General features: G+C 53.3%; 12 protein-coding genes and 1 pseudogene. 5 read left to right on the top strand and 8 right to left on the bottom strand.

Features of this window, described 5'->3' with window-relative positions; translation table 11 throughout:
• Nucleotides 1-19: 19 nt before the first annotated feature.
• Entirely contained in the window at nucleotides 20-1,234 is a 1,215-nt protein-coding gene (locus OAN307_RS24755; protein ID WP_015493492.1) for a CaiB/BaiF CoA transferase family protein, read from the bottom strand.
• Nucleotides 1,235-1,349: 115 nt separating this feature from the next.
• Between OAN307_RS24755 and OAN307_RS24750 the strand changes: the two genes are divergently transcribed.
• From OAN307_RS24750 to OAN307_RS28635, 4 genes are all read left to right on the top strand, one after another.
• Entirely contained in the window at nucleotides 1,350-2,027 is a 678-nt protein-coding gene (locus tag OAN307_RS24750; RefSeq protein ID WP_187292594.1) for a GntR family transcriptional regulator, read from the top strand.
• 54 nt (nucleotides 2,028-2,081) lie between these two features.
• Complete coding sequence (locus tag OAN307_RS24745) at nucleotides 2,082-3,593, top strand: malonate--CoA ligase (RefSeq protein WP_015493490.1); 1,512 nt, start codon at nucleotides 2,082-2,084, stop codon at nucleotides 3,591-3,593.
• Between the two features lie 200 nt (nucleotides 3,594-3,793).
• Nucleotides 3,794-4,036, top strand: a complete 243-nt coding sequence (locus OAN307_RS25640) for a hypothetical protein (protein WP_245541078.1) — start codon at nucleotides 3,794-3,796, stop codon at nucleotides 4,034-4,036.
• An 80-nt stretch (nucleotides 4,037-4,116) separates the two neighbouring features.
• Nucleotides 4,117-4,362 (top strand): hypothetical protein, encoded by a 246-nt coding sequence (locus OAN307_RS28635; protein ID WP_051068144.1) that lies wholly within the window; start codon nucleotides 4,117-4,119, stop codon nucleotides 4,360-4,362.
• A gap of 655 nt (nucleotides 4,363-5,017) precedes the next feature.
• On the opposite strand, the gene OAN307_RS24735 is transcribed toward OAN307_RS28635, so the two are convergent.
• The 6 genes from OAN307_RS24735 to OAN307_RS24710 are packed head-to-tail and all read right to left on the bottom strand — an operon-like array spanning nucleotide 5,018 to nucleotide 11,713.
• A complete protein-coding gene (locus OAN307_RS24735; protein ID WP_015493488.1) occupies nucleotides 5,018-6,640 on the bottom strand; it encodes an ABC transporter ATP-binding protein in 1,623 nt (540 codons plus the stop codon).
• Entirely contained in the window at nucleotides 6,637-7,482 is an 846-nt protein-coding gene (locus OAN307_RS24730) for a metallophosphoesterase family protein (protein WP_015493487.1), read from the bottom strand. The genes OAN307_RS24735 and OAN307_RS24730 overlap by 4 nt, the downstream gene beginning before the upstream one ends.
• A gap of 55 nt (nucleotides 7,483-7,537) precedes the next feature.
• Complete coding sequence (locus tag OAN307_RS24725) at nucleotides 7,538-9,088, bottom strand: ABC transporter substrate-binding protein (protein WP_015493486.1); 1,551 nt, start codon at nucleotides 9,086-9,088, stop codon at nucleotides 7,538-7,540.
• 59 nt (nucleotides 9,089-9,147) lie between these two features.
• On the bottom strand, nucleotides 9,148-10,026 hold the full coding sequence (locus OAN307_RS24720) for an ABC transporter permease (RefSeq protein WP_144055771.1): 879 nt from the start codon (nucleotides 10,024-10,026) through the stop codon (nucleotides 9,148-9,150).
• Between the two features lie 8 nt (nucleotides 10,027-10,034).
• Entirely contained in the window at nucleotides 10,035-10,961 is a 927-nt protein-coding gene (locus OAN307_RS24715; RefSeq protein ID WP_015493484.1) for an ABC transporter permease, read from the bottom strand.
• Nucleotides 10,958-11,713: an HAD hydrolase-like protein gene (locus OAN307_RS24710; RefSeq protein WP_187292596.1), complete on the bottom strand. Its 756-nt coding sequence runs from the start codon at nucleotides 11,711-11,713 to the stop codon at nucleotides 10,958-10,960. The genes OAN307_RS24715 and OAN307_RS24710 overlap by 4 nt, the downstream gene beginning before the upstream one ends.
• A 134-nt stretch (nucleotides 11,714-11,847) precedes the next feature.
• Here OAN307_RS24710 and OAN307_RS31020 point away from each other — a divergent pair, with 134 nt between their 5' ends.
• Entirely contained in the window at nucleotides 11,848-12,723 is an 876-nt protein-coding gene (locus tag OAN307_RS31020) for a LysR family transcriptional regulator (protein ID WP_015493482.1), read from the top strand.
• A gap of 152 nt (nucleotides 12,724-12,875) precedes the next feature.
• Here OAN307_RS31020 and OAN307_RS28630 read toward each other — a convergent pair.
• Nucleotides 12,876-12,974, bottom strand: a pseudogene (locus tag OAN307_RS28630) (IS6 family transposase); the annotation flags it as partial.
• Nucleotides 12,975-12,985 lie beyond the last annotated feature (11 nt).

Genomic DNA, 12,985 nt, shown 5'->3' with positions numbered 1-12,985 from the left:
CTAGATTTCCTTTTGGTTGTCAGGTGGCCCCTGAGGCCTTCATTTGCGCTATTTCATCGCTTGATAAGCCTATTTCAGACAAGATTTGCGCACTGTGCTGACCCGCTGTCGGGGGTGGAGTTGCGATGTGGCTCGGTGTGCGGCTCATGATGATGGGTTGACCCACGAGTTCTGTCTTACCACGTTCCTGACTGGTAACAGGTTGGGCAAGGCCAAGGTGACGCACTTGCGGTTCGGCAAACACCTGACCGATATCGTTTATTTCTCCAGCGGGAACTCCCACACTGGTTAATAAATCGATCCAACGAGCTGTGGTTTCTTGTTCTAAAATCGCTTGGATTTCCTCACCAAGTGCGTCGCGGTTTTCGGATCGAGCTAGAGGTGTCGCGTACCGTTCATCTGTCAGCCAATCTTCGCGGCTCATGATTTTGGCAAAACTGTCCCAGATGATGTTACCCGTAACAGCAATATTCATGTGCCCGTTGGCAGTGCGAAACACACCTGTTGGGATGGAAGTAGGGTGGTTGTTCCCCGCCTGCTTGGGCACGTCGCCATCCATTAGATATCGTGCTGCCTGAAAATCGAGCATAAATACCTGCGCTTGCAAAAGCGATGTCTGAATCCACTGCCCTTTGCCGGATGTCGCGCGCTCCAACAAAGCGATCATAATGCCTTGTGCTGCAAATAACCCAGCGCACAAATCCGCAATCGGAATGCCAACGCGCATCGGCCCTTCGCCAGGGGTTCCAGTGATCGACATCAAGCCGCCCATACCCTGTGCGATCTGATCGAACCCAGGCCGATCTGCCAAGGGACCATCCTGACCGAAGCCAGATATCGAAGCGTAAATAAGGCCGGGATTGGTTTTTGACAGCGTGTCATAATCAATGCCGAGACGGGTTTTCACTGCGGGGCGGAAATTCTCGACAATAATATCGGCGGTATCAGCCAGCTTACGAAAGGCCGCCAGTCCTGCTTTGGTTTTTAAATCAAGTGTCAGGCTACGCTTGTTGCGGTGCAGATTCTGGAAATCTGCACCAGATCGCGGCCCACCGAATTGTGCCTTGTCCACGGGTGCTTCGACTTTGATCACGTCTGCGCCCCAATCGGCGAACTGGCGTACACAAGTCGGGCCCGAGCGCACACGCGTAAGATCGAGTATACGCAGGCCTTTGAGGGCGGAACTTGGAAGGACAGCCGGGCTGGTTGCGAAAGGAGGGTCAGATTGTACCATTTTGCTTCCCGAAGTGGCTTCGTTCCTATAATTTATAGATCATCACTTATCAAATAACAACTAAATGTTGATTGTTGACAAAAAATTAAATATGACAAATAAAAGGCATATGAAAATGAAGGCGAAATTAATTGGAATTGGGCGTGCGACGCTGTCGGAAGAGGCGCGCGTAGAGATAGAGCGTATGATTACTGACGGCGAACTGAAGGGTGGTGAAAAGCTTAACGAGCTTGGTTTATCTAACCTGATGGGTGTCAGCCGAGGCACCGTGCGCGAAGCGATCCGGTCCCTCGGTGGATCGGGGTTGGTCGATCTAGTGGCCAACCGTGGAGCGTTCGTTCATGAGATAACCTTAGCCGAAGTTCAAAACCTGTATGATTTGCGTGGTGCGATTTTTGCACTGGCCTGTGGCGACGCTGCGCGCCACTTTGGAGAGGGCGCGCAGCCAACGCTTGCTGACGATCTGTCCCGCAATATTGATGAAATGACAGCGGCCAACGATACTAAGGAGATTTCCCATTATTATACACTAAACATTGAATTCCATGATCTACTTTTGACTGCTGCAAATAATCCCAAAGCGAAAACCATCTACGACAGCCTCAAGCGCGAGATGCATCTGTTCCGCCGCCAAGGCCTGTCGATTGCTACAAACATTGCTCTATCGTTGGAAGAACACCGTGCGATCGCAGACGCAGTTACTGCAGGAGACGAGGAAGCCGCGCGTGATGCGGCAAACGAACATATCCGGCGTGGATTTGGCCGCTACATGGCCACCGCGACACGAGACTGACATCCAATCGGCTCGGCGTTGCTGACCCGCACATCAAGCTTGGAGAATTTCGACGTGAGCAACCCCCTTTATGATGCTTTAATCAAACCCCATAACGGTCGATCCACTACATTTTTACATTTGCCGGATGATACGCTTTTGTCACACACCAATTTCATCGATCTGGCGGGGCGCTATGCTGCGGCGTTGAACGATCTTGATGTCATGGCGGGGGACCGCGTGGCAGTGCACATCCAGAAATCGGCAGATGCGTTGGCGCTGTATGCGGCATGTTTACAATTGGGTGCAGTGTTCCTTCCTCTCAACACCGCTTACACGCCAACCGAACTGGAATATTTTATCTCTGACAGCGACGCTTCGGTTGTTATATGTGACCCGGGTGAAATCAACGAAGTCGCAGCAATTGCGAAGTCCACAGGCGCGACATTGCGCACGATGGGGGCTGCGGGCGAGGGGTCGTTGAAAGACGCAGCTTTGTGCCTCCCGCCACGGACAAACGTGGCAACGCGCGAACAAGATGACATCGCGGCACTGCTGTATACATCTGGCACGACAGGGCGTTCAAAAGGCGCGATGTTGACCCACCGCAACTTGCTGTCCAATGCGCAGGTCTTAGTTGACATCTGGCGCTTTAGCGACACCGACGTTTTGCTGCACGCCTTACCGATCTTTCACAGTCACGGACTGTTCGTAGCCTCGAATGTCACCTTGTTGGCTGGTGGGTCGATGATCTGGTTGGCGAAGTTCGACACGGATAAGGTCCTCTCTCAGCTACCCAATGCCACGACGATGATGGGCGTGCCGACATTCTATACCCGACTTCTGGGCGACGCGCGGTTCGACAAGGACCTGACGCAACACATGCGTCTGTTCATCTCAGGTTCGGCCCCATTACTCAGTGAAACGCACGAGCGTTTTGAAGCCCGTACTGGCCACCTGATTCTGGAACGTTACGGGATGACAGAAACTAGCATGAACACCTCAAACCCTTATGATGGAGCGCGTCGCGCAGGCACCGTCGGGTTCCCATTGCCTGATGTGGAGGCTAAGATATGCGACCCTAAAACTGGCGCTAGCCTGCCAGTGGGCAAGGTTGGCATGCTGGAGGTGCGTGGCCCCAATGTGTTCAAAGGATATTGGAAAATGCCCAAAAAGACTGCCGAAGAACTGCGCGAGGACGGCTTTTTCATCACGGGTGACCTCGCCCAAAAAGACGAAAATGGCTATATTTCGATTGTGGGGCGTGGCAAGGACCTGATCATTTCGGGTGGTTTCAACATCTACCCCAAAGAGATAGAGATGTTTCTGGACAATCTACCCGACGTACTGGAAAGCGCCGTGATTGGCGCGCCACATCCTGATTTTGGGGAAAGCGTGGTTGCGGTGATCGTGCCTGTCACAAGGGCAACACTTAACATAGCGGCTATCGAGGCGGAGGTCAAAGACAAGCTGGCGGGTTTCAAACGTCCCCGCCATTTCGAGGTTCTGGAAACGTTGCCGCGCAATACCATGGGCAAGGTGCAGAAAAACGAACTGCGCGCCCAGTTTGAAAATGTTTTTAATTAACCCGTATCTGAGGGCCTGAATTCATTAGGAGAATTACTTTGCATAAGCGGTTCTCGGGCATCCTGGCGCCGGTCTTCACACCTTTTACGTTTGACCTGAAACCCGATTCACAGCGGCTGATTTCGCAGTGTAGGTGACTGCTGTCCCAACAGGTGCAACTTGCCATTTTTGGCACCAAGAGCGAAGCCAACTCGTTATCAGTGGATGAAAAGATCGTCTTGATGGAGGAATTAATCGAAGGTGGGATTGAGCCCGCAACGATGATGCCCAGAACAGGGTATTGTGCGTTGCCAGATTCTATCCGTCTGACGCGCCGTACGGTGAAGCTTGGAGTGGGGGGCACGTTGATGCTGCCGCCGTTCTTTTACAAATGCGTTTCGATGAAGGGCTTTTTCGCAATTACGTTGAAATCATCGAACAGGTTGGCTTATCTCATGATCTGATCGAAAGATTAGTGACGACCTATCCGGGCACGGTCGTCGGTATCAAGGACAGCAATGGTGGGTGATCCGACACCCAAGGCATGCTGGATCCGCAATGGAATGTTTTCCATATTTTCGCAGGAAATGAAAACTGGTGTTCGGACGACGCGCCCCAAACGCAACAAGACCTGATCGATTTTCGCGACATTTTTCAAACTTATCCGATGATACCCGCGCTGAAGGCGGCGGTGGCGCATAGGACTGGCGACGACAGCTGGCATATGACACGTTCGCCTTTGCAGCCTCTTGATGACGTGGCACATAATGTGCTTATCAAAAATTGGTGAAAGTAGGGTTGAAATGGCAAGTCTTAAATGTCTCACAAAACAAGAATAAAATCATAGGTGAAGTGGTCCGGCAAAATTGGACAGCGTGCTAAGATGTATCCAATATGAACGAATAGATACGAGAATGACAAAGCGACGGAACTTTTCATACTCATGCAGGGATTTTGCCTCAAATAGGCAGGGAAACCCCACGCCTCCGGTCGCCCGGGAGTTTCTTTATGGGCCTGAATATTAGCAAACTCTTCAGTATATTTAACATAATGTTCATTATACGAAACAAACCTGTACGCACAAAGTTAGAATGTCCCACATCTGCAAAGTAGAAGTGTCACACTTCCCTGTCTGGACCAGGATTGGAGTGTGGACGTGGAATTTGATGATCATGAGCGAACGTGAGCTGAGGCACCCACAACAGCCTATGCGCACCCAAAGCTCAAAGCGATGGGGCAACAACGCCGGCCAAAAGTCGTGAATAGAAGGCTGTTACGTAAAGCACTCGGCATGTCAGCTTGTGAACGGGTACCCTGTTCGCTCTTTTAGTTTCGATGAGACCTCAGAGCTGCTAAGGCTTTATTCCACCAGCACCTTTAGTGACATTTCTTAATTTCATTCACATTCACACACGCAGAAAAGATAGTGCGTCCACTTGAACCCGTTATGCTCCAATCCGATCCAGACGCGGCACTGCCGACAGCAGCCGTTTGGTGTAAGGATGTTGCGGATCGTTCAAGACGCAGTCGGTCGGCCCAGTCTCCACGATCTCGCCATTGAGCATAATTGCAATACGATGACTGACCCGCTCCACCACGGCAATGTCATGGCTAATGAACAGCATCGAAACCCCATCGCTGTTTTGAATATCCGCCATCAGGTCGGTGATCCTCCGAGCGTTTGAGACATCGAGTGCGGAAACCGCCTCATCCGCAACAATAATCTGTGGTTCAACAGACAGCGCACGCGCGATGCAGATGCGCTGTCGCTGGCCGCCTGAGAACTGATGCGGGTACCGCGCGACACAGTCTGTGGGCAGTCCGACACGTACCAGTAGCGCAAGGGCAAGGGCCTTGCGGTCGCTAGAGGTAACCATTCCAGCTATGAACGCTGGTTCCGTCACCGCGTCTCCAATCGACATGCGCGGGTTAAGCGATGCATAGGGATCCTGAAACACCATCTGGATAGAGCGCCTATGCGGTTTGAGTGCAGCCCGCGATAGCCCTTCGATGTGAGTACCCAGTAGGTCGATGTGACCCTTTGACGGATCAACCAAGCGCATGATCGACCGGGCAAGTGTTGATTTCCCGCAACCCGATTCACCAACAAGACCCAAGGTTTCCCCTCGGCCTAGCGTGATTGATACGTCGCGTACTGCTGCAACGGCGCTGTGGCTCGCAAAAAGTCCACCGCCATAGGTGGTCGTTAGTCCTGAAAGTTGTAGAACCGTCTCCGGCTTTTTCAGTGGTAACGGCGCACCTTCCCCCAGTCTGGGCGAGGCCGCCATCAATTCCCGAGTGTAGGCCGCACGGGGTACACTAAAGATTTCAGCAGTATAACCTTCCTCTACCTTTAGCCCATCTTTCAAGACGACGACACGGTCAGCAATCTCACTGACGACGCCAAGATCATGGGTGATGAACAGCACAGCCATACCCATTTTGGCCTGCAAAGATGCGATAAGCTGCAAGATCCCTGCTTGCGTGGTCACATCAAGCGCAGTGGTCGGCTCATCAGCGATCAAGAGCTCGGGTTCACAGGTCAGCGCCATGGCAATCATTACGCGCTGGCGCAAGCCACCCGACAACTCATGAGGATACTGATCGAGTCGCAACTCAGGTTCAGGTACCTTCACCCGTTCCAATGCAGCCCGCGCCGCGTCGCGCGCGGCCTGGCCACGCAGGCCGAGGTGTAGCGACAGGGTTTCGCTAATCTGCGCTCCAATCTTCATCACAGGATTCAGCGACGTCATTGGTTCTTGAAACACCATCGCCACACGATCACCACGCAGGGCCCGCAGCGCAGCGGCGGACAGTGTGGTGATTTCGTCTGGGCGATCACCCTCCAGACGAATAGAGCCCCGGGTAATCTGCCCCCCCTCTCTTTCGATCAGACGCAATATCGACAACGCAGTTGCGCTCTTGCCAGAGCCACTTTCGCCGACCAGCGCCAGCGTTTCGCCACGGTGAATGTCAAAGGACAGGCCTTGTACTGCTGTCGTCTCACCGAACGCAACGTGCAGGTCCCTGACCGACAGGACGAGTGGGTTGGGGGGCTGCAGGGTCATTCCGTGTTAAACTCCTGAAGAAAGGGTGCCAGCGGCGGAGTCCAGCGTTGACGTGACGGTGTTAGTCGCGCTTCAAAGGGATCGTCTCCCAACACCTGCCAATGAACCGTGTCGCCCAGCGTCAGCATGCCCCAAGCGCGTGCGGGGTTACCCGCAGTTGTAAAACTTTCGGTCAGGCTTTGCTGGGTCATATGCGGAATGCCATCCACTGTAGTCACTGTGTTCCAATGGACATGGCCTGCAATACAGGCAACGGGCACGCGCGCCTGTGCAAGAGCGGTTCGCGCGCGGTCTGATTGTGGGTAAGTCGAGACCAAAGCATTACGCTGAAAGTAATAGTTTCCGATTTGGCTGTGGCCTGAGAACGGCACGTGGCTGGCAACAAGTGTCGGCTTTTCGGCCAACTGCGCCATTTGCGACAGCCACAGCAGATCCGCCTCTGGCAAATCAAAACCCTCGCGCGTGTTGTCACGGTGTATTTTTGCATCTGCGCGCCAAAGGGCCAGTTGCCATACGCCAATATCAATCAGCTGGTTGCCCAGTTCCGCCCTTAAAAATTCTGCATTTTCGGCCACGCTCAGATGGTCGCGGTCATGGTTACCACAGATGTGATGCACAGGCATTTCAAGACGAGTGAAGACTTCCGCCACTTCGCGTTCGAGCCCGGCATCAATCTGGCTATCAATATCTGAAATGCGGTCTCCAAGATCGAGAACAAGATCTGGCTTTTCGGCATTAGCCCAGTCAGTGAACTGGCTGAGCAATTTAAGCGCGGTATCCCCCCGCTTGGTATTGGAAGGTGCGCCGTGATGAATGTCGGTGACGATGGCAATCCGGGTCATGGGTTCAGTTCCTATGGTGTGACGGGTTGGGCGCTCAGCGCCCAACCCGTTCAATTTAACTGTCAGCAAGCGAGATGCTGCCTGCGCGAAAGTCGAGAACATAGGGGATATGGCCAGGCATCGGAGCCCAGTTGATTGAGGTTTTCATGCCCCAGCTTTCGAACGGGCGATAAAGAGGCAGGACCGCCGGATCTGCTTCCACACGGTCCATCAGTTCGGCATATGCTGTCATGCGTACCGAGACATCGGTCGAGAAGCGGAAGCGTTCCCACTTTTCGGCGTAGTCTGCGTCGGTGTTGAAGCGTCCCTCGCTTTGCGACGGACCGTCAGGGGCCCACATGACACCAAAGGACCCGAACGGGTCAGCAAAATACATCGGGTTCGACCAGTTGCGCACCATCAAATCTGGCGAATTACCAGTCCATTTGTCGCCTACCACCACTTTGCCGTTAATACCGACATTGGCCCACATTTCCATGATCGCCTGCGCGGCCAATAGCCCGTTTGTATAGTAACTGGGCGCAGTATCATACGTGATCTCGAACCCATCATATCCAGCTTCTTGCAAAAGCTTCTTTGCCCGCTCCGGATCGAATTCAAACGTCACCAGATCAGGCTGATGCAGTGCTCCCATTTCTACCATCGTGTGGGTCGACGGAACGACAGCCTTGCCAAGCCAAAGTGCTTCGTTCAGAGCATCTCGGTCGATCGCAAGGCTCATTGCTTGACGGATACGCGGATCTTCCAGCTTTGGGTGGTTCTGATTCATAATCATAACGTGAAACAGAGCTGTCGCTGATCCTGCAGTCTTAAGGTTGGGGTCGGTGTCGATCAGTGAAAGCAGATCAGGCGCAATATTGGTGATGATATCAACCTCGCCGGTCTTCAAAGCAGTTAAGCGACTGGCGGTTTCCGAAATTTGGACCACATTAACGCGCTCTAACGGTGCTTTTTCACCCCAGAAACTATCATACCTTTCCCAAACTAGTCTTTCGCCCGGCTGGAAGGATTCGATCTTGTAAGGACCAGTGCCGATAGGAGCGAGTGCAAAAGCCTCAAAATCGCTATCTTCGGCTATGTCTGGGTCGCCCGTCAGCGCTTTAGTGTATTTTTCGGGGATGATCATAACCTGCTGAAGGGAGATCAGTGTTTCCCAAAGAGGTTCTTCACGATTTGCAAAAATCCGGATCGTGTTTTCATCGACTTTTTCGGCATTGGGAAAGTTTGCTAACCGGTCCTTGGCGCGCACGATATAGGGTGGGAAAGTTGCCTGCATCATTCGGTTCAGCGAAAAGATAACATCATCGGCCGTCATCAGATCGCCGTTGTGGAACGTGACGCCTTCGCGCAGCTTTAGTTCCATCACCGTCGGCTCAATAAGCTCCCATGACGTGGCGAGTGCAGGAACCCATTCAGGGTCAAGCTTGCTATGGTCGCGATCAATCAGTGTATCAAAGCTATTGTAATAAAACTGCGACCCTACGTTGGAATGGTCGCGGCCCGGGTCAATATAAGGTGCCATGTTGGCGGCCCCTACAGTTATTTCCTGTGCGGTGGCGACAAGCGGCAGCGCAGCGAGAGCAGTTGTTAGCATCAGTCGAAACATGAGGTTCTCCATTTATGTGTCAGAAATTTTTTGGCCGTTTGGGTCGGCTCTTTGGTTTGTTATCGGTCGCGCAGACGGACGTCGGCACGATCACGCACCCAGTCGCCAAGAATCTGCACAGAAAAGGTAAGCGCCACGATCAGCACCACAGGGGTCAGCACGATCCAAGGCGCAGTCGGCATGTAATCCCTTCCAAGCCCCACCATGGAGCCAAGCGACGGCTGCGGGGGCTGTACGCCAAGGCCAAGAAAGCTGAGCGTGCTTTCAAGGATAACGATGTTGGACAGCGCCAGCGTGAACTGCACCACGAGTGGCGAAATGAGGTTTGGCAACACGTGATGCCACGCGATGTAAATGGGCCCTGCCCCCGTAGTCCATGCGGCTTCAATGAACGGAAGTGATGACAGGCGCCGCACTTCAGCACGCACAATTCGCGCATATTGTTCCCACCCAGCGATGCCAAGGACGAAGACAAGCACGGTAAGGGTCGACCCCATCAGTGACAGGATTAGCAGCGCCACGAGGGTGAAGGGAATCGCAATCTGCATGTCGACCAGCGACATGATTGTATCCTCAACCCATCCCTGCATGAGTCCAGCGATCAGGCCAAGTGTACCGCCGATCAACAATCCGATCACCGCCCCTGCAAACGCCAATCCCAGTGTGAGCCGAAGGCCATATAGCGACCGTGACAGTACATCGCGGCCCAATGCGTCTGTTCCTGCAAAGTGGCCTGAGGCAAAGCGCTCAAACCCCATCGGTGGGCGTAACCTAGTCATGAGGCTTTGTGACAAGGGATCGAAGGGAACGACAAGTGGCGCAAACAGGGCTGCGGCAAACAGAATTACTGAGATTGTAATTGCGATCGTCTGGATAAAATCTAATCTGTTCTTCTTGCAGCGTGGGAGGATATCGGAGTCAGCGAATGTGGTCATCATCTCTTTCCTTAGGTGCTGGCAAGACGGATGCGCGGGTCTACGAGCGCATAAGCAATGTCGGTAAAGGCGTTGATCGCAACAACAGCAATCGCCACAGTGATGACCCCGAATTGAAGTACCGGGTAATCTCGCATTAGCGCGGCGGTCACCAACAACTGCCCTATCCCGGGCCAAGAAAAGATGCTCTCGACCACAACGCTGCCTGCAGCGGCCAGCCCCGCTACCTGCAATCCGATGACCGAAATCACTGTGACTCCGGCATTGCCCAGCCCGTGCCGTAAAACTACGCGGGCTTCGGTCAGTCCTTTGGCGCGGGCGGTACGGATAAAGTCTTGTCCAAGCACATCAAGCATGGCGTTGCGGGTAAACCGAGTCAGGGCGGCAACAAGAACACCAGACATTGCGATGGTCGGCATAACAAAGTGCAAAAACGTCCCGTTCCCCACCACTGGTAACCAGTTAAGCCAGTAGGAGAAGACCAGAACCATCAGAATGGCGAGGATAAAGGACGGCACGGCATAGCCTGCGAAAGCAATCATCATGACGGCTGAGCCAATCCAGCTTTTTTGGTAGATTGCACCGAGCACTCCCAAGGGAATTGACACAGTGATCGTTAGTGCCACCGACGCCAGCAAGAGCTGCCCAGAGGCCCAAAGCCGGTCCCCCACCACCTCTGTGACCGGGCGGCGGTCGATGAAACTGAGGCCAAATTCGCCCGATACAACTCCCCGAAGAAAGGCGACGTATTGCTGCCACACTGTTCCCTCAAGCTGGAAATAGCGGATCAGTTCCTCACGCCCTTCAGTTGTCAGGCCTTCACCCAAAAAGGTATCAATAGGATTACCGGACAGCCGGGTTACGATGAAGGTCACTGTTACAATTGCGAAAAGTGTGACTAGGGATTTTACTGCAACGCGCGTGAGATATGGGATCATCGGGCGGGGCTCCTTTGAATGTGAATAAAAGCCATGCCGATCGCGGCAGCAGCACGACCGTCGGTCAGCGCATTATCACCAACAAAAACTGCATCTGTTGGGTTCATCCCGGTACGCTCAAGCGCCATGGCCAGCATCGTGGGGTTCGGTTTGCCTAGGCTCTGCCACGTAAGGCTGGGACGGATTGCGCACAATGCAGCCAACAATGCCCCTGTCTCAGCCACGGGCTGGTTGTCATGTCCGGGGTGCGAGAGGTCTTCGTTCGCCACCCAAAGTGGGACGCCATGTGCGACTTCTGACAAGATCAGTCCAAACGTTTCGACAGACACGTTCAGGTCGCGACACAGCAAGATCGCCTCCGGATTATGTGCCTCAAGATCCATTCCAAAAACTACTGCCTGTTCCACGATTGGGGCAGCCGCATACAGCCTAAGGCGATGGACCTGTTCAACCTTTATTAAGTGATGCATCGCAATCTCTCCCGCCAGAAGGATCCGCGCGGCTGGCACATCGAACCCCATTCCTGCAAGACGCTCTGAAATAGTATCAGCCGTAGTGTCCGAGCAATTTGAGACGATCCAAAGGCGCGACCCACAGGCATCCACGAATGCAGCGGTGTCGTCAAAGGGTTCTCCTTCTGAGATCAGGCAACCATCAAGATCACAAATAACCAGGCGCGCGCCCGCTACCGCTTTGGGATCAAGTGTTGGATATCCGGTCACAGTCGAAATAAGTGTCGTTGTAGCGTTCAAGACAGTGTCTCCTGATAGCTCCAGGGTGGCGACCCTGCTTCTATGGAGACATTTGAAAGTACATCGTAACATGGCTGTAACAAAGCAAAGCTAGGATATGGTTTATACAAAGCTTCACTTTGGATTGTCGTTAAATGACTCTGAGTAATGCCCGCCTTGACGCAGTTCGCGCAGTCGCCGAAGCCGGATCATATGCTGGTGCCGCCCGTATACTGGGTGTCACGCAACCAAATGTCTCAGCGCAAGTACGCGCCCTTGAGACGCAATTCGGTGTATGTCTTTTTCTACGGGAATCAGGGCGCCTACAGCCGACTGGGCTTTGCCTCAAACTTTGCGACTCAGCCGAACGCCTGGCGGAGGCGCGAAGCGAGGCTGAACGGCTGCTGCTTAGCCGCTCTTCGCTTCGTGAAGGCAAGATTACAATCGGTCTTGGCAACGCGATGCCCGGCATGGCAATTATCGCAGCGTTCCATCGAGCCTATCCAGGCGTAAAACTTGAAGTTGAAACTGGGACTCACCAAAAGATCGCCCGATCAGTCCTGACACACGAGTGTGACATTGGTGTACTTCCAGATGTTCCAACTAATCCTCGTTTTCGGCGCAATCATGTGTCCATCTCCGAAGTGATTGCGATCGTGCCATCAAACCATAAACTTGCGCATGAACATGAGGTTACCGCTGTTCAGCTTTCATCTGAACCTCTGATTTTCCGGGCGTCAGGCTCTTCTACACAACGGACGCTGGAGCGGATGTTCATACGGGCAAAATTGACCCCCCACCCATTCCTGACACTTGATGCGCGAGATGGGCTTTATGAGGCTGTTGTAAACGGACTGGGAATCGGTTTCATGTGGCGCGCCAGCACCAGCCGGACGGACGGAGTTGTCCGGCTACCCATTGTTGAGATGCGCGGCGTGGTAACCCACGAAACCGTATTTAGCTTGAAAGAAACACAAGGTAGGATTGTTGAAGCCTTCTACGGAATCGCGAAGGCGTTCAAAATGGATTGATAGGAAGTTCAATGCTAAAACCAAAGTAGTGTAGGAAAACCAATCACTTTTGGTGGTTCTGTCGCAAAGTTTCAGTTTGGCTGAAGGACGGTCTTCATTGAACACAATTATGCAGCGAGGGTGGCAAACTGCGTGAATGGTGAGACCCCAGCTTAACCAAGCTGGCCTTTGCGGATCATATGCGCGGTTTCGATCCCAGCTAACGTTGCGGTTGCAGAATGGAACGCCTTGAAGCCGAGCATAGGTCGTGTAGGGCAAGATA

It is taken from the genome of Octadecabacter antarcticus 307, assembly GCF_000155675.2.
Lineage (GTDB): Bacteria > Pseudomonadota > Alphaproteobacteria > Rhodobacterales > Rhodobacteraceae > Octadecabacter > Octadecabacter antarcticus.
Note: the sequence above shows the minus strand (reverse complement) of the source record. Positions and strands in the feature narration are given on the sequence as shown.